The 22,342-nt window shown below is 44.1% G+C and carries 17 protein-coding genes, 1 tRNA gene and 1 pseudogene; 7 read left to right on the top strand and 12 right to left on the bottom strand.

The genetic code is table 11. The features are described from left to right. Window positions 1–54: 54 nt before the first annotated feature. Window positions 55–1,412 (bottom strand): annotated as a pseudogene (locus EQY75_RS00785) (Gfo/Idh/MocA family protein). A 99-nt stretch (window positions 1,413–1,511) separates the two neighbouring features. On the opposite strand from EQY75_RS00785, the gene EQY75_RS00780 reads away from it, so the two are divergent. Together EQY75_RS00780 and EQY75_RS00775 are read left to right on the top strand one after the other, a co-directional pair. Beyond that, a complete protein-coding gene (locus EQY75_RS00780) occupies window positions 1,512–2,396 on the top strand; it encodes a nucleotidyltransferase family protein (RefSeq protein WP_246019931.1) in 885 nt (294 codons plus the stop codon). Between the two features lie 20 nt (window positions 2,397–2,416). Next, entirely contained in the window at window positions 2,417–3,469 is a 1,053-nt protein-coding gene (locus EQY75_RS00775; protein ID WP_129601983.1) for a phosphotransferase enzyme family protein, read from the top strand. 7 nt (window positions 3,470–3,476) lie between these two features. Here EQY75_RS00775 and EQY75_RS00770 read toward each other — a convergent pair whose 3' ends face one another. From EQY75_RS00770 to EQY75_RS00750, 5 genes are all read right to left on the bottom strand, one after another. Further along, complete coding sequence (locus EQY75_RS00770; protein WP_129601981.1) at window positions 3,477–4,655, bottom strand: acyl-CoA dehydrogenase family protein; 1,179 nt, start codon at window positions 4,653–4,655, stop codon at window positions 3,477–3,479. Between the two features lie 78 nt (window positions 4,656–4,733). Continuing rightward, window positions 4,734–5,837, bottom strand: coding sequence for an aromatic ring-hydroxylating oxygenase subunit alpha (locus tag EQY75_RS00765; protein ID WP_217349964.1), 1,104 nt, complete (start codon window positions 5,835–5,837; stop codon window positions 4,734–4,736). Window positions 5,838–5,997: 160 nt separating this feature from the next. Continuing rightward, window positions 5,998–6,711, bottom strand: a complete 714-nt coding sequence (locus EQY75_RS00760) for a tRNA1(Val) (adenine(37)-N6)-methyltransferase (RefSeq protein ID WP_246019929.1) — start codon at window positions 6,709–6,711, stop codon at window positions 5,998–6,000. Between the two features lie 34 nt (window positions 6,712–6,745). Further along, window positions 6,746–7,276, bottom strand: a complete 531-nt coding sequence (gene rimM, locus EQY75_RS00755; RefSeq protein WP_129606860.1) for a ribosome maturation factor RimM — start codon at window positions 7,274–7,276, stop codon at window positions 6,746–6,748. 14 nt (window positions 7,277–7,290) lie between these two features. Then, entirely contained in the window at window positions 7,291–7,998 is a 708-nt protein-coding gene (locus EQY75_RS00750) for a 30S ribosomal protein S16 (protein WP_129601980.1), read from the bottom strand. Window positions 7,999–8,278: 280 nt separating this feature from the next. Between EQY75_RS00750 and EQY75_RS00745 the strand changes: the two genes are divergently transcribed. From EQY75_RS00745 to EQY75_RS00725, 5 genes are all read left to right on the top strand, one after another. Continuing rightward, on the top strand, window positions 8,279–8,734 hold the full coding sequence (locus tag EQY75_RS00745; protein ID WP_129601978.1) for a ferritin-like domain-containing protein: 456 nt from the start codon (window positions 8,279–8,281) through the stop codon (window positions 8,732–8,734). Between the two features lie 136 nt (window positions 8,735–8,870). Then, window positions 8,871–13,253: a DNA polymerase III subunit alpha gene (dnaE, locus tag EQY75_RS00740; protein WP_129601975.1), complete on the top strand. Its 4,383-nt coding sequence runs from the start codon at window positions 8,871–8,873 to the stop codon at window positions 13,251–13,253. A gap of 98 nt (window positions 13,254–13,351) precedes the next feature. Then, the gene (trxA, locus tag EQY75_RS00735; protein ID WP_129601973.1) at window positions 13,352–13,669 is read left to right on the top strand and encodes a thioredoxin; all 318 of its coding nucleotides are present in this window, start codon (window positions 13,352–13,354) and stop codon (window positions 13,667–13,669) included. A 78-nt stretch (window positions 13,670–13,747) separates the two neighbouring features. Beyond that, a complete protein-coding gene (locus tag EQY75_RS00730) occupies window positions 13,748–14,677 on the top strand; it encodes a DUF58 domain-containing protein (protein ID WP_129601971.1) in 930 nt (309 codons plus the stop codon). Window positions 14,678–14,846: 169 nt separating this feature from the next. Continuing rightward, window positions 14,847–14,920, top strand: a tRNA-Asp gene (locus tag EQY75_RS00725). A gap of 308 nt (window positions 14,921–15,228) precedes the next feature. Here the strand turns inward: EQY75_RS00725 and EQY75_RS00720 are convergent. From EQY75_RS00720 to EQY75_RS13945, 6 genes are all read right to left on the bottom strand, one after another. Then, window positions 15,229–15,732 (bottom strand): hypothetical protein, encoded by a 504-nt coding sequence (locus EQY75_RS00720; RefSeq protein WP_129601969.1) that lies wholly within the window; start codon window positions 15,730–15,732, stop codon window positions 15,229–15,231. Window positions 15,733–16,089: 357 nt separating this feature from the next. Then, window positions 16,090–17,013 carry an alpha/beta hydrolase gene (locus EQY75_RS00715; RefSeq protein WP_246019927.1) on the bottom strand — a complete coding sequence of 308 codons (924 nt, stop codon included), beginning with the start codon at window positions 17,011–17,013 and terminating at the stop codon, window positions 16,090–16,092. A gap of 68 nt (window positions 17,014–17,081) precedes the next feature. Further along, window positions 17,082–20,135: a DNA polymerase III subunit alpha gene (locus EQY75_RS00710; RefSeq protein ID WP_129606856.1), complete on the bottom strand. Its 3,054-nt coding sequence runs from the start codon at window positions 20,133–20,135 to the stop codon at window positions 17,082–17,084. 52 nt (window positions 20,136–20,187) lie between these two features. Continuing rightward, a complete protein-coding gene (locus tag EQY75_RS00705) occupies window positions 20,188–20,562 on the bottom strand; it encodes a four helix bundle protein (protein ID WP_129601967.1) in 375 nt (124 codons plus the stop codon). A 38-nt stretch (window positions 20,563–20,600) separates the two neighbouring features. Further along, window positions 20,601–21,815, bottom strand: a complete 1,215-nt coding sequence (locus EQY75_RS00700; RefSeq protein ID WP_129601965.1) for a DNA polymerase Y family protein — start codon at window positions 21,813–21,815, stop codon at window positions 20,601–20,603. A 269-nt stretch (window positions 21,816–22,084) separates the two neighbouring features. Next, window positions 22,085–22,255 (bottom strand): DUF6747 family protein, encoded by a 171-nt coding sequence (locus EQY75_RS13945; protein ID WP_165200413.1) that lies wholly within the window; start codon window positions 22,253–22,255, stop codon window positions 22,085–22,087. Between the last annotated feature and the right edge of the window lie 87 nt (window positions 22,256–22,342).

Genomic DNA, 22,342 nt, shown 5'->3' with positions numbered 1-22,342 from the left:
AAAATATGATAAAAATCATCTACCTCTTCTGGAGTGTTTCCATGTGTGTGGAAATCAGTAGGAGTCTTTTATCCAGGAATACGGTTTTCTTTTGATCCACAGCCCTCGGGTAAAATCAGGAAACTCCTGCGGTTCACCTTTTTGAAAAATAGAAGCTTCAGACAAGGGAGTAACCGCGCTCCATGCAGCAGCGTCATAGGCATCAAGAGGCGGAGCGATATTGGCTTTGGCCGATTCTACAAAGGCGTGTAATACGAAAAAATCCATGCCTCCGTGACCGGCACCGGCAGCGTATTCACCATATTTTTTCCAAAGGGGGTGATCGTATTTATCAAGCCAATCCTTTGCATTATCCCATCGATGTGGCTCAGATTTACCTTCCACATAAATGCGGTTACCGTCAACTTCCCACAGACCATTCGCGCCCTGCACTCTGAATCCCAGAGAATACGGTCTTGGCAGGTTACAATCGTGAGTTATAATGATCGTTTCTCCATGAGAAGTGTCAATAGTAGTAGTTATGACATCTCCTTGCTTAAACCTGACCTTAGCATTTGGATGGTCATCACCTCCCTTTTTTACGATATAATTGTGAAGACCAATCGATTTGGTCGCGTGAGAGGTTAGGGATACAAACCGATTCCCTCTATTGATATCAGCCATTACAGCTATAGGACCAAGCCCGTGAGTGGGATAAACGTCGGCATTTCGTTTTACTGAATGCAAGGTGCGCCATCGAGCTTCTGAAATAGCCTTTTCACCAAACTCAACACCTCCGCCATAAGGCTGTTTTCCGTCATTAAATTTCACCGCTCTCAAATCGTGCTGATATCCGCACCTGAAATGCACCAATTCCCCAAACACTCCTTGCTTAACCATGTTCAAAACAGCCAGTACGTCACGCCTGTAATTTACATTTTCCAGGATCATTAAATGGGTTCCGGTGGCTTCATGGGTGTTCACCAGATCCCAGCACTCTTCCAGGGTATTTGCTGCGGAAACCTCTACCCCGGCGTATTTCCCGGCTTTCATGGCTTCTACAGCCATCCGGGTGTGCCAGAGCCAGGGTGTTGCAATAATGACTGCATCAACTTCTTTACTTTCCAGGAGATTGAGGTAGTCATTAGGTCCTTTTTCAAAAATAAGCGGAGCTTTTTACCCGCTTCTGTTATCAACTTTTTGCAAAGGGAAATGCGATTGGGGTCGATATCGCATAGTGCGGTAACTCTTACGTCTTGCCTGAGGAGTAAGTTCTGTAAATGATTCGTCCCTCTTAGGCCAACTCCTATGAGTCCAACCCTTAATTCCTCATTATCCCGGGAATTGTGTTTTGCGGAGACCCAATGAGGAACAATACTCATACCTGCCCCTGCTATGGCTGTTTTGCGAATAAATTGCCTTCTGCTGGTCATGTTTATTTATAGATTTAATATTATCAATTTATGAAATTCTCCTTGTCCTCCTTCATATTGTTCTCTAAAAACCTATTTTTGAGCGCAAATTCGTAAACTATGACCTTATTACTGATGGCGGCCGGAAGGGGAAGCAGATATGGAGCCCTGAAACAGTTCGACGGCCTTGGCCCGTTCGATGAGTTTCTCATGGAATTCAGTATTTATGACGCCCTTGAAAATGGCTTTGACCACATTGTTGTGGTTACACAGAAAGACAATGTAAAATTTCTAAAGGAATACCTCTCCGCCAGGATCCCCGGAGCGACAAAACTCGATGTGGTAGCTCAGGAAGTAAAGGATCTCCCTGATGGAGTTTCCTATACGGGAGAACGAACAAAACCCTGGGGCACTGCCCATGCGGTTTGGTCGGCAAGAAAGGTAATTGACGGACCATTTTCTGTAATCAATGCTGATGATTACTACGGCAAACAAGCATTTAAAAATGCAGCAAAATTTGTTGCCGGCGATTCTGATCCCAATGCATTTGGTTTGGTAGCCTATACCTTAAAAGATACCTTATCTCCTTATGGTTCGGTTTCCCGTGGCGTATGCAAACAGGACGGGAATTCATTAGTCTCTGTAGAAGAGCGCACACAAATAGAAGAAGGAGAGAAAGGAATTTCAGATGCCGATTCGGACACTAAGTTTTCTGGAGAAGAGTTGGTCAGCATGAATTTTTGGGTTTGTAAACCGATTATTTTCGATCAGATAGAAGAAGATATCCGAAGCTTCTTTAAAGAAGAGGAGAATTTGGAAAAAGGAGAGGTTTACCTTCCTTTTGTTATACAGGCGATGTTACAACAAGGCAAAACCAAAGTGGAAGTAATTCCTTCTGAAAGCATGTGGTTCGGTGTTACTTACGCCAATGACAAGGAAACCGCAATGGCACAGTTGAAGACAATGACCAGCGAAGGCCAGTACCGATCACCCCTTTGGAAATAAATCTTTAAAACCCCTGAAAAATGGAATTTGCAGCAGCGAAGGCGCTGAAGCATTTTGTCATTGAACAAAAAGACTACAAGATCCGTCCTGTAAGTCAGGGGTATATCAATACCACCTTCCAAATCCTGGATGGAGACCAAACCGAATTTATTTTACAACGCATCAACGGTGAAGTTTTTCCGGATGTACCGGCCATCATGAAAAACCTGAAGGCGTTGATACCTCTGCTCAGAGCAGAGAATTACCATTCTATTTCATATATGCCCACCAAGGCCCGCCTGCCCTATTATAAAGATGAGGAAGGTGGCTATTGGCGTTTGCTCACTTTTGTTCCTGATAGTGTAGCCTTTGACTATACCAAAGACCCTGAGGTGGCCTATGAGGCCGGAAGGATATTGGGATTATTTCACAAGCAGCTCGATGGTGTTTCGGTTGAAGAATTCAGGGAAGTGCTCCCCGGTTTTCACAACCTGAACCACAGAAGGCAAGAATATCTAAATGCCTTTAAGCAGGCAAAGAAAGAGAGGCGACAGAATGCCTTAAAGGAAATCGAATTTGCAGAAGAGACGTTTTTAAAATTGGATAAGGACATTGATTCCCTGTCACTTCGTATTTGCCACAATGACACCAAGCTCAATAATTTCCTATTCTCAAAGGATACGGGAAAAGGGCTGTGTTTGATCGACCTGGATACGGTAATGCCCGGGCGTATTATCTACGATCTGGGTGACATCATCAGAACATTGGCCAATCCTGTACCCGAGGATGAAAAGAATCTGAAAACCATCGGTTTTGATCTAAAGATGGTTTCGTCCTTCCTGAAGGGTATCGAAGCGAGTGAACTACAACTAAGTGATGCAGAAAAACAGGCGATCCCTGCGGGGGTAGTTCTTATGCCTTACTTACACGGTCTCAGGGCACTGACAGATTATCTCAATAATGATGTATACTACAGAATTTCCTATCCTGATCACAACCTCGATCGAAGCAGGAACTTGTTTTATTTCACCCAATTGGCCTTTGAAAGAAGTGAGGCGCTATTAAGTTTGGTTGAAGAAATCCTGGGACACTAAACCGAATTTATTTGAAGGCCTGATGGCCTGTAATATCCGCCCCTGTAATCAGGAGGTGAATATCATGAGTACCCTCGTATGTAAGTACAGATTCAAGGTTCATCATATGCCGCATAATAGGATATTCACCCGTTATCCCCATGCCTCCTAGTATCTGCCGGGCTTCCCTGGCAATTTTAATCGCCATTTCAACATTATTCCTTTTTGCCATTGAAATTTGGGCAGTAGTCGCTTTGCCTTCATTCTTTAACTGACCCAGACGATAGGCAAGCAATTGAGCTTTTGTGATCTCTGTGACCATTTCGGCTAATTTCTTTTGCTGCAGTTGAGTTGCCGCAATAGGTTTTCCGAACTGCACTCTTTCCTTGGCGTATCTCAGGGCGGTATCATAACAATCCATAGCTGCTCCTATTGCTCCCCAAGCGATCCCGTATCGGGCAGAGTCGAGGCATCCCAGCGGGGCGCCCAATCCATTTTTGCCGGGTAACAAGTTCTCTTTGGGAACCTTTACATCGTCAAAAATAAGTTCCCCTGTAGCAGAAGCCCTCAAAGACCATTTATTGTGGGTTTCGGGAGTGGAAAATCCTTCCATACCCCTTTCGACGATCAGGCCGTGAATACGTCCTTCTTCATTTTTTGCCCATACGATGGCGATGTCGGCAAAGGGAGAATTAGAAATCCAAAGCTTGGCACCATTGAGTAAATAGTGATCCCCTTTATCCTTAAAATTGGTGGTCATTCCACCGGGATTTGAGCCGTGATCCGGTTCTGTAAGGCCAAAGCATCCCATAAGTTCACCAGTGGCCAGCTTGGGCAGAAATTTTTTCCTTTGTTCTTCCGATCCGTATGCAAAGATGGGATACATCACCAGGGAGGATTGTACCGAGGCCGTGGACCTGACCCCGCTATCTCCTCGTTCAATCTCCTGCATAATAAGACCGTAACTGATCTGATCTAAACCTGCACCTCCGTATTCTTCGGGAATATAAGGTCCGAATGCACCGATCTCAGCCAATCCCTTCAGGATTTGCTTTGGAAACTCAGCTTTCTGAGCATAATCTTCGATGATAGGAGACACATCGCGTTTTACCCACTGCCGGGCAGCATCGCGCACCAAAAGATGTTCTTCTGTCAATAGGTCATCTAATTGGTAATAATCGGGGGCTTCAAAAAGATCGGGCCTCATAGGATAAAAGTTTTTCCAAAGGTATTACATGTGGGATAACAAACCAATGCAAGAAAATAGATATTAGGAAGATTTCCCTTATTGGGATTCAACTTCTCCATTGAGGAACCTGGCCAGCAGAGTGTGGAAATGATGAACTCCTTTTTCCCGGGTTGGGGAAAATCTACCAGCCTGATAATATTTGGATCGGATACCCCTATTCACACTTTCAACAACGGCTTCATCTTCCATCTCAACCTTATGAAGACCCGTACCGGCTCCTTTATTTAGTTTAGAAGCGTTATATACATAAGAAATAAAGGAAACTTTTGTCCTGGAAATCTCGAGAGGCTGAACGATGTTGACCGATACGCCCCAGGGATAGAAATTAAACATCATATTGGGAAAGACCCAGAAATAGTAGGCTGCAACATCTTTCCCAAAATCAATATGGTCTTCGGGCAGTTCAAAAACTTCATCGGTGCCTTCTGCATAACCTATTTGTAAATTGCAGAATTCAGAAAGAACAGTTTCGTAATTGCCGTAATCCAGTACGTCATTAAGATCATTATGAACAAAAGGGATGTGGAATCCTTCCAGATAATTGTCACAATAAAGCGCCCAATGTGCTTTAATCTCGTAGTCTTTATCGAGTTCTTTTGCCCTGGCAAAATTAACGAGGGGCAAAAAACCTATGCGTTTATCCATAAAATCGATCACCTTCTGAAAGTCGAAAATTGGACTTAAACCGGCAAAGAGAAATGGGCCCCACTTCTTTAAAGGGAAGGAAGGTAAATTATCACAACTTCTCGGAAAATCGACAGCCTCTTTAAACTCCGGCATAAATTCAAATTTACCATCCAGGCCAAACCTTCTTCCGTGATAAGGGCAACTTAATTTATTGTGATGACCCGCTACTCCAACGACAATATTACCTCTGTGTGTGCAAACATTGCTGAGGCAATTCAGCTGCTCTTTTTTGTCTTTTGAAAGAAGCATAGGTTCATCCAGGAAATCGGGCAGGAGTATAAATGGTGAGACCGAGCCTTTTTTCTCTAGGGCAAATTGGTCCCCCACCCACTGCCAGGAAGAATAAAATACGGCTTCCTTGAGGGCTTTAAAAACCTTTGGATCACGATAGAAAGAAGAAGGCAATGTACTTGCCCTGGCAATATCCGGATCGATAAAGAATTTTGGAATCAAAGCTGGTCTTGTTTGTTCTTTTTAAAAATATGGATTTCTTTTTGATAAACAGCTGCGTCCAATGCTCAGGCTAGAGGAAAAAAGACCCGAAAGATAGAGAAGCGCCATCTGGGAACTTCATGTAGTGTTGTAAGGTAGACAGGCCAGATGGACTGATATCTCACAATTTCAGGTAAAAATCACGGCACAACTCCTTGTAGGCTTCCGTATATACATGCCTTTGTTTTTCGATTACCAGTAGCTCTTCTTCACAGGCTTGATTAGTCCTGGAAAAAACCAGTAAACTCCTTTTTACCTCTGATTCAAAGTTTCCCTTTACCCGGGTAATTTTAAAAGGATACAGATTGAAACCCCTTGCCAAATCGAGAAAGCCCGCTTCTTCCTGACATGGGATAATACTGCAGAAAAAACCATTTGGAGACAGGAGTTGATCAACGTAGAAAAGTAATTCTCCGAAAGGAAGAGCACTGTTCTGCCTGGCGCGGTCCCTGGCTTTATCCCCGCTTTCACTACCGCTTTTATAAAAAGGCGGGTTAGAGACAATGAGCTCATAAGGGTCTTCCAATTCCTCAGCCATTTCATCCAGGCCTGCGTGATAACAAAACAGTCGGTCTGCCCATGGCGACGCCTCAAAATTTTCAACACACTGCTCATAGGCTGCCTCTTCAATTTCAATGGCATCTATAGTTTCGGCAAGGCTTCGCTGAGCCAGCATCAGGGCAATCAGTCCGGTACCTGCGCCTATGTCTAGTATATTTTTTGGCTGCCTATCCAAAGGAGTCCAGGCTCCTAAAAGTACCCCGTCTGTACCCACTTTCATGGCACAACGATCCTGGTGAACCTCAAATTGCTTAAATCGAAACGGCTTTCTCAAGGGGCGTGAGTCTGGTTTTAAAGTGGCCTATCTGCTAATCGTTTAGATAAAGGGATACCAGTCCTTCAGGAGTTTCAACAAAGATGGTCTTGTTATCCCGGTCTATCCTGGTGATTATATCATCATTGATGGGAATTAAAAGTTGTTTCCCCTGTTTTTCAGCAACAAAGAGCGCCTGGGAAGCCGAGTCGTTGACAGAGATCAGAGTACCTATGTCCCCATAGTTCTTGTCCATGAGGGTAAAACCTATGACCTCGTGGTAATAGAATTTATTTCCACTGAGTTTGGGAAGGAATTCAAGGGGAAGGTAAATTTCCGATCCCAGGATTCGATCTGCATCGGCCTCTTCCTTTACTTCTTCAAACCTCACCCGTAAAAGGCTGGATCTGTGAAGTTGACAGTGTTGAATAAAAAAAGGAACCAGATTATTTCCGAGGGAAATAAATACTGATTCCAGATTATCGTATAATTCAGGTTCGTCGGTGTCTAGTTTAATGAGCACCTCCCCTTTAAAGCTGTATTTAGAAACGATCTTGCCCAGGTAGAAGCATTCTTCCTTTCGCATCGATCGATATCCCATTACTCCTTATCTGCAGCAGGTTTAGGATCTTCTTTTGCAGGGGCCTCTTCGGCCGGGGCAGCTTCTGCTTTTGCTTCAGGTGCAACTTCTTCGGCCGGGGCAGCTTCTTCAGCTTTAGCTTCGGGAGCAGCCTCTTCAGCAGGGGCAGCCGTTTCTGCCTCCGCTTCCTGAGCTACAGATTCCTGAGGTTCAGGGGCTGCATCAAGAGCTTCCACTTCTTCCTCAGCAGATACTGCCTCGGGAGTTTCGGGAAGTTCGGCTTCTGCAGCAGCCTGAGCTCTTTTCTCAGAAACTTCTCTTTCTGCTTCCAGCGCTTTCTTTCTTGCTTCCTGCTGAGCTTTGCTCAGGTTCTCCTCCTTCTTGGCAACAGCCTTTGATTTTTCATCCAGCCATGCCTGAAATTTCTTTTCGGCTTCTTCCTCTGTATGGGCTCCTTTTCGCACGCCTGCCATGAGATGGTGCTTTAAAAGAACTCCTTTATATGATAAAATACGTCTTGCGGTTTCTGAAGGCTGTGCCCCATTATTCAACCACTCAACAGAGTTATCGACGTTTACTTCAATAGTTGCAGGATTGGTATTCGGATTGTAGATCCCTAATTTTTCAAGGAATTTCCCATCTCTTTTTGCACGGCCATCAGCAGCTACGATCCAATAAAATGGCTTACCTTTTTTTCCGTGTCTTTGAAGTCTAATTCTAACTGGCATATCACATTAATTTTGCAGGGTACCCGACCCTCGGTTATTAATTCTACTCTTCCTCTTTGGAAATAGCGTGCAAATATACACTTTATCATTTATTCTACAATCATCTATAAGTCTGTTTTTATCGAATTAATCTCCTGTTTAAGCTTTTAACACTTCTTATGAAAATTCGTTAAAACCATTATAAAGTCCCGTGTTTACTTGCATAAGCGAGATATTCTTGTATCTTATATACAGTTGTTGAAAGCCAACAACGTAATAATTTTAAAATGAAGATTGATTAATGAGGTATTCAGAAAAGATTTCACAAAAACTAAATGATTTATTAACCCTGACATATGATGCGAAGCGGGGATACTCCCTGGCCGCTGAAAAGGTCGAAAATCCGGCCATCAAAAAATTTCTGGAAGACAAAGCCAATCAAAGGTGCAATTTCGGACAAGAATTAAAATCAGAAATCCTGACCTATGGCCAACTCTCGGAAGACAGCGGAAGCATTAAAGGAGAATTCCACAGAGCCTGGATGAAATTTGTGTCCACATTTAGCTCGAATGAAACAGAGAAATTACTGGACGAAGTAGAGCGTGGAGAGAAAAAGATTCTCAGTGCCTACAAGGACATATTGGAAAATAAGGAATGGATCTTACCCAACTCCACAAGAGATTTGCTAAGTAATCAGCGCCACGATATCGAAAAAGCGTTGGAAACATCCAGAATGTACGAAGAAGTACTCTCCTAAAACACAGAGCATAGAAAAAGAAGAATCCGGTTTTGACCGGATTTTTTTTGGTTAATAACTCTTAAAAAGAAGGTTTTTTTTAGCTTTCCTAAATCCATATTTTTAACCCCTCAGTGTTCTGCTTTAAAAGACCCCTATGTATTTAATTTTTGATACCGAAACCACCGGATTACCTAAACGCTGGAATGCTCCTGTCACTGATGTGGACAATTGGCCCAGATGTGTACAGCTCGCCTGGCAACTCCATGACGAGATGGGCAATCTGCTGGAGCAGCAGGACTTTCTCATCAAGCCGGAGGGATTTGACATTCCTTTTGATGCGGAACAGATTCACGGTATCTCTACACTTTTGGCAGAAAAAGAAGGTATTACCCTCGCCGATGCACTGGATTTATTTAATGAAGCTCTTGGGAAAACTCGCTTTCTCGTGGGGCAAAATGTGGGTTTTGATATCAACATCACGGGAGCCGAATTCCACAGGGCCGGAATGGAAACTAAGCTGCTCAATTTACCCGTTCTGGATACCTGTACCGAAAAAACGGCTCAGCTATGCCAGATCCCCGGGGGAAGAGGAGGAAAATTTAAACTCCCCACCCTTACAGAATTACATGAATTTTTATTTCAGGAGCCCTTTTCAGAGGCCCATAATGCCGCAGCCGATGTTGAAGCGACGAGTCGGTGTTTCTTTGAGCTTATTCGAATAAAATCCTTCACGGCTCAGGAACTCAGGGTAGAACCCGACTATCACAGCCGCTTTGTTGAGGCCAATCCCGATAAAATTGAACTCCTCGGCTTAAAGCACAAAAATTTAAAAGCCGCTTCCGCAGCTCTTAATTCTCAGGAACCTGAAACAGAACCAAAAATCTCCCGAGAAGAGATCAAGGCCAATCTGAAAAGTCTGGAAGACGCTCCTTTTGTTCACCTGCATAATCATTCCCAGTTTTCCGTACTGCAATCCACAATCAAAATCAAGGATTTGGTTGCCATCACCGCCAGCCAGAAAATGCCTGCTGTGGCGCTAACTGACCATGCCAATATGATGGGTGCCTTCCATTTTGTAAAGGAAGTAAAAGCCCATAACGCCGGAGTTAAAAATCGGGAAGCCAAAGCCAAAGAGGCAGGAGAAGAATTTGACGAACAACCCATTCTTCCCATTTTAGGATGCGAGTTCTTCGTTTGTGAGGATCACAATAACAAAAACCAGAAGGACTATGGATACCAGATGGTTTTCCTCGCAAAGAATAAAAATGGGTACCACAATCTGGCGAAGATGGCATCCTTGGCATACACGGATGGTTTCTATTACGTCCCCAGGATAGACCGAAAGATCGTTGAACAATACAAAGATGACCTTATTGTCCTTACAGGAAACCTTTATGGTGAAATTGCTTCAAAAATCCTGAATACCGGAGAAAAGCAGGCAGAGGAAGCCTTGATTTGGTGGCAATCCATTTTCGGGGAAGATCTCTATGTGGAATTGATGCGCCATGAGCAGGAGGATGAAAACAGGGCTAACCCGGTTCTGTTGGCCATGGCCCGGAAATTGGGGATTAAGGTAGTGGCGTCTAACAACACCTACTACTGTAAAAAAGAGGACGCCGAAGCGCATGATATCTTGCTTTGTGTAAAGGATGGGGAAAAACAAGCTACGCCAATAGGCCGCGGAAGAGGTTACCGCTACGGCCTGCCCAATCAGGAATATTACTTCAAATCCACCGAGGAGATGAAGTCGCTTTTCAAAGACATACCTGAGGCTATACTGAACATTGAGGAAGTAATATCCAAAATTGAACCCTATGAATTAGCCAGGGAGGTGTTACTGCCGCAGTTCGAAATCCCCGAGAAATTTAAAGTACAGGAAGATAAATCAGATGGAGGCACCAGGGGTGAAAATGCCTATTTAAAACATCTTACCTATGAAGGGGCCAGGGAGCGTTATACAGAATTATCTCCTGAGATCGAGGAGCGGATCAACTTTGAACTCAAGACCATAGAGAATTCGGGATATCCGGGATACTTTCTGATCGTAGAAGATTTTATCCGGGAAGCTCGTAACATGGGTGTTTCTGTGGGTCCCGGAAGAGGGTCTGCCGCAGGCTCAGTGGTGGCTTACTGTCTGAAAATTACCAACATTGATCCGCTGAAATACAATCTGCTTTTTGAGCGATTCCTCAATCCGGACAGGGTATCTATGCCCGATATTGATATCGACTTTGACGATGAAGGCAGGGGAAAGGTCATGGACTATGTCATTGAAAAATACGGAGCCAATCAGGTTGCCCAGATTATTACCTACGGTACCATGGCAGCTAAATCCTCCATTCGGGATACGGCCAGGGTATTAGACCTGCCACTTCCCGATGCAGACCGGATTGCCAAGCTGATTCCGACCATGGGTAAACTCGGGAAGATCTTCCAGGTTCCTGAAGAAGAACTTCGCAAGAAATTCAGACAGGATGATCTTGAAAAAGTGCATCAGCTGCTGAATATTTCCGAAGGTGATGACCTGGAGGCGCAGACGGTAAATATGGCCAGGGTCTTAGAAGGGTCTTTGCGAAATACAGGAATTCATGCCTGTGGAGTAATCATTACCCCAGACGATATCACCAATTTTGTTCCTGTAGCGACGGCGAAGGATTCTGATCTTTACGTAACCCAGTTCGACAATTCGGTCGTGGAAAGTGCGGGACTGTTAAAAATGGACTTCCTGGGGTTGAAAACCCTGACTTTAATCAAGGACACCGTAAAAATAGTAAGCGCAAAGCACGGAATAGACCTGGTCCCTGACGATTTTCCACTGGACGATGAAAAGACCTATGAACTTTTCCAAAGAGGGGACACCGTTGGGATTTTCCAGTACGAATCCCCTGGGATGCAAAAACATCTCAAAGAACTAAAGCCTTCTGTTTTTGATGACCTGATTGCGATGAACGCCCTTTACAGACCGGGGCCAATGGAGTACATACCCAGTTTTATCGCACGTAAGCACGGTCAGGAAGAGATATCGTATGACCTTCCTGAAATGAAGGAATTCCTGAAAGACACTTATGGGATCACAGTTTACCAGGAACAGGTGATGCTATTGTCACAGAAACTCGCCGGTTTTTCCAAAGGTGAAGCCGATATCCTGAGAAAGGCCATGGGGAAGAAGATCTTTGCCCTGCTACAAAAGCTAAAACCCCAATTCCTCGACGGTGGGGAAAAGAAGGGTCATCCCAGGGAAATCCTTGAGAAGATATGGAAAGACTGGGAAGCCTTTGCCTCCTATGCCTTTAATAAAAGTCATTCTACCTGTTATGCCTATATCGCCTACCAGACGGCATACCTGAAGGCCCACTACCCTGCTGAATACATGGCTGCCGTCTTGTCTAACAACATGAATGACATTAAACAGGTAACATTCTTTATGGAAGAATGTAAGCGGATGGGGCTAGAAGTATTGGGTCCTGATGTCAACGAATCTTATTACAAATTCGCCGTAAATAAAGAAGGAGCGGTGCGTTTTGGTATGGGGGCGATAAAAGGTGTGGGACAATCTGCGGTAAAAACCATAGTAGAAGAACGAAAAGCGAATGGTTCCTTTAAATCTGTTTTTGATCTGGCCAAACGAATCGATCTCAGGGCTGCGAACAAGAAAGCATTTGAAAATCTCGCCCTTGCCGGAGGTTTTGATTCCTTCGGAGACACCCACAGGGCCCAGTATTTTCATTTGGAAGGTGAGGGGGTTACGTTTTTGGAAAAGGTAATCCGATATGGTGCCAAATTCCAGGAAAATGAAAATTCTGCTCAGGTGAGTCTGTTTGGCGAGGCCAGCGAGGTACAGATACCCGAACCGGAAGTCCCTCCCTGTGTGGAATGGGGAACCATGGAAAAACTGCGAAGGGAAAAGGAAGTTGTTGGGATTTATATTTCAGGGCATCCCCTTGATGATTTTAAGGCGGAGATCAATGCTTTTGCCAATGCCAACGTATCCTTCTTTCACAATCTGGAGGATCAGATCAACCGGGAACTGAGTTTTGCCGGCGTAATCACCGATGTACAGCACCGGATCTCCAGGAATGGGAAAGGATGGGCCTTGTTCACCCTTGAGGATTATACAGATTCTTTTGAGTTCAGAATTTTTGGAGAAGAATATCTCAAATTCCGGCATTTTCTGATGATCAATTCCTTCGTCTTTATAAAAGTATTTATCAGGGAAGGTTGGGTAAACCGGGAGACAGGGAAAAAGGGAGGTCCCAGGATGCAATTTAACCAGTTTATGCTGTTGCAGGATGTGATGGAGAATTACGCACGAAAACTCACCATTAAACTCGATATTGACCAGCTACAGGAAAATAAAATACTGGACCTGAAGGACACACTGAGGTCCCACAAAGGGAAACATCCGCTGCAGTTCACTGTTTACGAAATGCAGGAAGAAATCAAAGTAACGCTCCTCAGCAGAAAGCAAAAGGTTCAGATCAGCAGTGAGCTGCTGGCCACACTGGAGGATAAAGAAGTCCATTACAAACTCAATTGATAGTCTGCAGTGATGATAGCATAGGTAAAACGAATCTTTCCCCAGTAAGGTTTTAGGGAATTATTTGTCTAAATTTGCGTAATCAAAACTTAAGAATCATGGCATTAGAAATAACAGACGCTACATTTGATGAAGTAGTATTAAAGAGTGATAAACCTGTAGTGGTCGATTTTTGGGCGGCCTGGTGCGGGCCTTGCCGAATGGTAGGACCAATCATTGACGAAGTGAGTGATGAATATGACGGAAAAGCCGTTGTGGGAAAAGTAGACGTAGACAGCAATCAGGAATACGCTGCGAAGTTTGGTGTCAGGAACATTCCAACGGTACTGGTATTTAAAGGAGGTGAGATCGTAAGCAGACAAGTAGGTGTATCTCCGAAGAAGGTTTATACTGATGCAATAGATGCTGCGCTATAAAAGCACTTTATTCAGATAAAACATAAGGCCCGGGTAAACACCCGGGTTTTTTTGTACTCATATCCGTATCTTAGGGCAATGGATCTGCAACAAAAATTAGAACAAAGCGGGTTATTTCAAAATCTTGAGCTTCTTGCAAAACAAGTAGTGGAAGGATTTATTAGTGGCATTCACAAAAGTCCCTTTCACGGTTTTTCAGCGGAATTTGCAGAGCATAAAATTTACAATATCGGGGAGAGTACGAAGCATATCGACTGGAAGTTATACGGTAAGACCGACAAGCTCTACACCAAGCGCTATGAGGAAGAGACCAACCTGAGATGTCATATGATCCTCGACAATTCGGCTTCCATGTACTATCCGGAATTAAAAGATCTCAGTTTAAAAAACCTCAACAAAATAGGATTCGGTGTCCTGGCGATTGCCGCCCTGATGAATATATTGAAGAAGCAGCGCGATGCCGTAGGCCTCAGTATTTATTCTCACGTTTATTCTCATTATTCCCCCGAGAAAGGGAGCGAGCGTCATCATCAGATGTTGCTGGCCAGATTGAACGAGGTAGGTGATGCCGGAAAAAAAGGAACAGGAACAAAGACTTTCACCTATCTGCATCAGATAGCAGAAAAACTAAAGCGACGAAGTCTTGTCTTTTTATTTACAGACATGTTTCAGACAGAAGCCGAGGACGAGCAATTATTTGATGCCCTGCGGCATTTAAAATACAACAAGCACGAGGTAGTTATATTTCACTTACTGGATATGGAAACCGAATTGTCCTTTAATTTTGAAAATACGCCAAAGCGTTTTAAGGATGTGGAAACAGGAGTTCATATAGATCTTTTTGCAGATACTATAAAGGAAGCCTACGAAAAAGAGGTCCACGCTTTTATGGACGAGTTAAAACTGACCTGTGCCAAGTATAAGATCAAGTATGTCCCTGTAGATATCAGGGAAGAATTTTCCAAGGTCCTGAATACTTTTATGATTGAAAGGCAGGCATTTGGATAGGGTGTTTTATTTTGGAAAAATTGTTTGTGTAATTCGATAAGCAACGTATATTTGCATCCGCCTACGAACCATATAGGGGAAAGGTTGAACAAACGTGCTTTAAAAGCCGTTGAAGCAAGATTTGAATCTGACTGTAGTCAGAGTCTCACTAAAAAGAGATAAAATCATTGGTCTGGTAGTTCAGTTGGTTAGAATACCTGCCTGTCACGCAGGGGGTCGCGGGTTCGAGTCCCGTCCAGACCGCAAGAAGAAAAGTCCTTTATACAATGTATAAGGGACTTTTTTCATTTCAGAGCCAAAAAGCTTGCTCATATAGGCGAAGGAATGGAAAAAGTACCAGAGCTAACGGAGTTAGCCGGGGTTTTACTTGTGGAGGGCCATCTATTTGGGCCCTTTTCGAGTCGGAAAGCTTTACTTTTTCTGTATAGAAAATTGGGATGCTTTTTTGTATTAGAGTGGACCTGAGTTTATTTCATAAAAATAACCCCGCTAAAATTAATTAGCAGGGTTTATATTAATATCAAAATCCTTTAAAAACATGGACAGGGATTTTAATTCCGTACAAACTCAAAGCCTAAATCGGCTACTTCAAAATTTCCATTATTATCAAAATCATATTCCCCGCATTCAGATAAGCAGCCCAAACTAAAGGTTGTAGCGGTAAGTTCAACTCCCTGTACCGGGAAAAAAGACCCTTCATCAGGAGAACTACCATCCCATACAATGATTAATGCATCGTTACCTTCATAGTCTCCCCAGTACATTTCACCACTTACGGTGTATGCCTCACGACCAAACGGTTCAACAGTAAAGGTACATCTGTCGCCGCTTTGGACGGTTAGGGATAAAGATCCCCCATCCGCAACTATATCCACTACCAAATTGTCACTGATTCTCAAGAAAACTCCTTGTGTAGCTTCCCAATTACCTATTAATTCACTGATCTCAAAAGGCCCTCCTTCTTTGGCAAGTATTATTTCTGGTTCATCTTCACTACAAGACACGGCTAAAAAAAGCAAGGTGATTAACATTACATACTTTGTTAGGTTTTTCATAATTGGTTGGTTTAGATTAATTAATAATATTAATGTGAAATTTTATCAATGCAACGGTGATGCATATTGTTTTAAAACCTTGTACATAGGCAAGGTTGTAACAGAATAATTTAAAATTGTTTTTTGGGAAGCTCTTAGTACGTTTTGTGAAAAAAAACAGGAATAAAAATAAAACTGGTTTCATGACGGTTGGTTTTGATTTACTTCAAAAAACCGTCATATCAGGTAGGATATACAAGCGGCGAAACTGTGCGCGAAATACTGTAGTCTTGGGGAATACTATTAAATGTAGTCTAAATAAGCATAGCTTGCACAAATACCAGTACAAATCTTTTAAAGAGACAAGGCATACTCGCATTAATTAACCGGAAGATATTCCTCAATAAACCGGCTGATCTGTTCTTGCAGATCTAGGATATCAGCATCACTCCAATCATCCCCATGTCCGCCTTCATAAATAGTATAGATATGCTCTATTTCAAAAGAAGTTAGGGCAACATCCAGGGCCTCGCCATTGCCAAGGGGCACGAGCGGATCCTGATTTCCGTAGAACATAGCAACCGGACTGCTCATTGAACTAACATTAAAAACCGGACTTGTAGCTTCGGCGTAATTGGTACCTTCAGGGTACTGGCTTTCGTCAACAAAGAGTGACAGGGCCAGGCTAAAATTAAGGTCCTCTGAAAAGAACGGATGAGTAAAATCGGTTGGGCCCACGATATCTACCACAAATTTTACCCGGTCTTCTGTGTCATAGACAAAATCGTACATTAATGACAAGTGGGCACCTGCGCTGGTCCCGATAAGACCAAATTCAGGTAGGAGCTGTAAATCTTCCTTTTCAGCAATAATTTTTTCAACCACCTTCCGAATATCGAGAAACTGGTTGGGAAACGCAGGAATCACCGGAGTTACTCCAGCCAGAACGTAATTCATATTTACAATGGCATGTTGGGGGTGTCGTTCTTTGATCAGCTCTATAAAAGGTGTCATACTGGCCTTATCCCCTTCAACCCATCCTCCGCCATGAACGAGTAGGATCACCTTGGTTTTATCAGACGATCGGTCTGCGGGCAAATAGATATCATAAGCCTGTTGTGGGTTTTCGCCGTAGGATACATCTAACAAGCTCAATTCTTTCAAAGGCAGATCTACCTCTTCTTTAGGAATTAGGATGTCCTCTTCAATAGTACCTACTTCCTCGAAGGTGGAAGAGCAGGAAATGGTGAGTATTCCCAGAAAAAAGATTACTCCTTTTTTAGCGCTCTTTTTATTCATCATTATTTTTTCACATTGAGGTAGCTTTTTCAAAGATATCTATTTGTCTCTTTCGAATTACAGCTTTTAGTTTAGTTCCCTTTTTTGTCTGATGTATGGAGCTCTTCATCTGTCACTTGTTTATTGGACCTGGCCAAAGGACTTCTTTTATTAGCTGTTTTCATATCGGCATATCTGGGATCCTGTATATAATCCTGCTTTTGCATCTTCAAAACCTCAATACTGAGAAAGCCAAATTCGCTCACTACCTTACCGTAAAAACGATAGATTCCCTTACCCCTGAAATGGTATTTGGCCGCTACCGGAGGAAATAAAACCGTATCGAAAACCTCTCCCTGCTGGTCTACCAGGGTGGCAAAGTTCATTCGCTTGCCGGTATGGGTTTTGGTGTTTTTTACCGTTACCAGGTAGCCATAGATATCAATATTTCTCCCCTCGCAGGCAGGCAGATCTTTACTCCCGTTGTTGTTTTTTGGGGGCTCTTTTAGTAAATCAAAGGGACTGCAGAGGCAAAACCCGAGTAATTCGAGTTGGGTAAAGGCCGTTTCCAGATCAGTAGTATGGAGCCTGGGGATCTCAAAATCCTGATGGGTTGGGGGAAAGAGTTTAGGGTGGTCTACAGTATTCCCCTTGGAGAGGAAAAGGTGGGCCTGCCACAAGAGCTCGTGCTTGTTCACGCCCGTAAAGCGGAAAGCGTTTATCCGGATCAGAATACTGATCTGTTCAATGGAAATCAGCACCCGGTCTAAAAAGTCCTCCAGGGAGGTAAAGCTGCCATGGGCCTGCCGCTCTTTCAGGATACGGTCCATCACCCGGGACTCCAGATCTTTCAGGTACATATAGCCCAGGTAGATCTCCTTGCCGTAGATACAGTTCACAGCCAGGCTTTTATTCACACAGGGAGCATGGATCACAGCTCCCAGCATACGTGCCTCGTGTACATAGAATTCTGAGCGGTAGAACCCACCGCCGTTATTGAGTACGGCCACCAGGTATTCCAGGGGGTAGTAGGCCCTCAAAAACAGGCTTTGATAACTCTCCACAGCATAGGAGGCAGAATGTCCTTTGGCAAATGCATATCCGGCAAAACTGGCCACCTGGTGCCAGATCTCATGAATCAGCGATTCCTCGTATCCCTTGTTACGGCAATTTTCAACAAACCTGTCTTTGATCTTCTGGAATTCCTGGCGGGATCGGTACTTGCCGCTCATTCCCCTTCGAAGCACGTCAGCTTCCCCCAGGCTAAGGCCGGCAAAATAGTGGGCTACCTTAATCACATCTTCCTGGTAAACCATCACCCCGTAGGTCTCCGGCATGATATTGAGCATTACGGGATGCCCCTTCTCCTCTGCCCTCCCCGGGTTGCGATGCCGCAGTATGTACTCCCGCATCATTCCGCTCTGTGCAACCCCCGGCCTGATGATAGAGCTGGCAGCCACCAATCCCAGATAGGTATCTACCTCCAGTTTTCTCAGCAGCATCCGCATGGCTGGAGATTCTACGTAAAAGCAGCCCATACACTGGGCCGAACGTATAATACTGTTGATGTGGGGGTCTTGCTTAAATTTCCTGATATCATGGATGTCGATACCGGCGTATTCTTCAGGCTGGTTGAGGGCCAGGATCTGTATGGCTTCCTTGATCTTGGCCAGACCCCTTTGCCCCAGGATATCGAACTTATACAGGCCTACATCTTCGGCGATCACCATGTCGAACTGGACAGTTGGGAAGCCTTTGGGCGGCAGGTGGGTGGCGGAAAAACTATGCAGGGGTTTATCGCTGATCAGGATACCCCCGGCGTGGATACTCAGATAATTGGGCATGTCTTTAATCAGGTTGCCGTATTTGAGGACCAGCAGGGAGACCTCATCCAGCTGGGAAGGGGTGTAATGCCCTTCACAAAGGAAGTCGATCTCTGCCTTGGGGAGGCCAAAGACTTTTCCCAGTTCCCGTATCACACCCCTCGATTTAAAGGTGACGTAAGTCCCCAGCAGGGCCACGTGCTGAAAGCGATCAAAAATGTACTGCGTTATTTCTTCCCGATCCTTCCAGGAGAAGTCAATGTCGAAATCGGGCGGATTAGTACGGTATAAATTGATAAAACGTTCAAAATAGAGATCGAGTTCTATGGGGTCTACATCGGTGATCCGGAGCAGGTAGGCCACAATACTGTTGGCCCCGCTCCCTCTTCCCACGTAATAAAAATCACGTTTACGGGCTTCGGTGACGATGTCCCAGTTAATCAGGAAGTAAGAAACAAAGCCCTTTTCTTTAATGAGTTCCAATTCTTTGGCAAGTCGCTCCCTTATCTTGTTATCTACTACCGGGTAACGGTACGGCAGGCCCTGATAACATAACTCTTCCAGGAGTTTTTCATCGGCCTCTCTGCTTTCGAGGTAGGTGCTGAGATTCTGGGATTTGCGTGATACCGAAAAATCGAAAGAGATACTGCAATTGTGCATGAGTTGTTCCGTATTCTTCAGTATAAAGGAATATTCGGAAAAGACATTGGCCAGGTTCCTCACAGGGAACATTTTCTCTTCGGGAGAAGCCTCCTCTTCCTTGGGGAGTTTACTCAGTAGCACATTATTGTCAATAGCCCTAAGCAGGCGGTGGGCATTAAAATCGCGCTTATTGCGGAAAGTCACCGGCTGCAACACCACCAATTTGTCCCTGTGTTCCATAAGTCGGGAAAAGGGCAGTCTCCTCAGGTCTGCCACAGAAATACCGATATACTCATGCTCACGGAAATGTTCCTGGTCATTGAGCAGTACTTTTTCAAAGGGATAGATGACAAATGCATTCCGAAAAGCCGGGGCTTGTTTTGGAAATTCCTTTTCCTGGTGGAGGTGTTCCGAGAGGAAACCGTTCAGTTCCCGATACCCTTGATTATTTTTTGCAATACCTACATAACAGACATCCACCCCGTTCCGGAAATCGATCCCCAGGATAGGTTGTATCCCAAAATCCGGAGCTCTTCTCACAAAGTTGAGGCAGGCCGAGGTATTGTTGATATCGGTAAGGGCAAGGCGGGTGACCTCGTTCTCCCTGGCAAGCTCCAACAGGGCCACCTCGGAGAAAGTTCCGTAGCGGAGGCTGTAGTATGTGTGACAGTTTAAATACAAGGTATAAATTCCAAATTCCAAATCTCAAATTCCAATAGGTGAGATTTTATTACTATAAGGTCTCTTTGCTGGGTGAGGTTTTATTAATTATGGCTGAAAGTATCCTTTTTAATTCCGCTACTTCGCTCATTAATATCTCTACTTCTTCACAACAATTGGAGTTAATGTCTTTTAGCAACCTTAACCAGTAATACGCTTCTTTAGCTTCTTTTCGCGCTATTTTGAGTCTCATCAAAAAATCTCTTCCCCCCAGTTTTTCGTTGGCTTCTATATAATTAGCCCCTATAGAGCCAGAAGCCCTGATTAACTGTTTCCCATCTTCTATGTTGCTCAGCGTGCTTCGCAAGGATTTCACAAAAAGCCTACAATCTCTTGCAAATAGATAAGTCCGTTCTTCTAGATCATATACTTTATTATTTTTCATCATTTCATTTTTGGATTTTGGAATTTGAGATTTGGAATTTCTTATTGTTTTCGGTGAGCCAGCACAATGGGAGGCTGCCCGTTAAAGGGGTTCACCATCCTCCCGATGGTCTTGGCTCCCATTCCCGAAGCACGTATGACGCTCTTGTCCCCGAAACGCTTCCGGAGGTCGTCCATGGCCGCGTAAAGATTAAGGGCTTCTTCGGTATCTTCAAACAAATTGATCTGGTAATTTCCCGGAACCAGATAACTAAACCTGATCCCTATGAGTCTGACCAGCATCCGTTTGTTATACAGAATATTGAACAGCTCCAGGATCCTGGGAATCAGGATGTGGTCTGCGCTGGTATAGGGAATACGCATTTGTTTGGAATAGGTATTGAAATCTGAGTAACGCACCTTTACTGCAATGCAGGCGGTTAATTTTTCTCCCCGCCTCAACTGGTAGGCCAAGTTCTCCGTCATGGCAATCAGAATACCCCTCAACTTGACTATATCAATGGTATCCCTGTCAAAAGTGCGTTCTGTGGAGATTGATTTGCGATCTGAAAAAGGAATAACGGGCGTATTATCTACCCCATTGGCGCGTTTCCAGATCACCTTGCCGTTGGCACCCAGTACCCGCTGCATGATGTCTACCGGCATTTCCTGTATGGTTTTTACCTGCCTCAGACCCAGGTTACGAAGGGTCTGGTAGGTCTTGTCACCCACCATAGGAATCTTTTTGATGGAGAGCGGGGCCAAAAACCGCTTTTCGTATCCAAAGTCGATCTTCAGCTGATTGTTGGGTTTAGCCTCGTTGGTAGCCACTTTAGAGACCACCTTGTTCACAGACAGGCCAAAGGAAATAGGAAGGCCTGTTTCATTCATAATGCTCCTCCGCAATTCAGAGGCATACTGATAGCAGCCAAAGAATCGGTCCATCCCTGAAAGGTCTGCATAGAACTCGTCAATACTCGATTTTTCAAAGACGGGGACCTTCTCCTTGATGATGTCGGTCACGAGATCGGAGTGTTTGCTATAGGTGCCTGCATTACCGCGAATCACTACGGCTTCGGGGCAGAGTTCCCGGGCCATTTTCATGGGCATGCCCGAGTGCACACCGAAGCCACGGGTTTCGTAGCTGCAGGCAGCCACTACGCCCCTGTCACTGGTGCCTCCTACCAGCAGGGGTTTGTTCTTCAGCTCACTGTTGATGAGTCGTTCCACCGACACAAAAAAAGTGTCGAGATCCAGGTGTAAGATGGTCTTTTGCATACTGTCGAAAAAGGAAAGCTAAGATATGGATTATTTCCATCTATTTGGATTTATTCCATGTTAAAATACATATACAAAAAAGAAAGGCCGTACTTTGAAGTACGGCCTGTATAGAAACTAAAAAAAGTTGGTTGATCTAAATCAGAGTGATTGAAAAGCATTGATGATAAGGAAAACCATAAATGAAATGAAAAGGCATCCCACTACGATAAACAAATCAATAATATCAAACTTTCTGCGCATAGAGCTATTATAAACACTATCCCGTTTTAGTCAAAAGGGAATCCGGTAAGAATCCGGTATACAAAAGCATAAACCACTACCAGAAACATGATAAAACTAAACCAGGCAAAAAATCTAAAAAAACGCCTGACCACAAAATTTTCCAAAGCTTTGAAGGCGTCCAAATAGATCTCCTTCATGAGTAAAAATGTCTTCATACCTGTCTATTTTAATAGGTTAAACCCAATTTGTTACTCACAAAGCTACAGGGTATATAAAAGATCCCCGGGATTCTTTGACCAGAT

Source organism: Muriicola soli, assembly GCF_004139715.1.
Lineage (GTDB): Bacteria > Bacteroidota > Bacteroidia > Flavobacteriales > Flavobacteriaceae > Muriicola > Muriicola soli.
The sequence above is the reverse complement of the archived record's forward strand: the minus strand, read 5'-3'. Positions and strand labels throughout refer to the sequence as shown.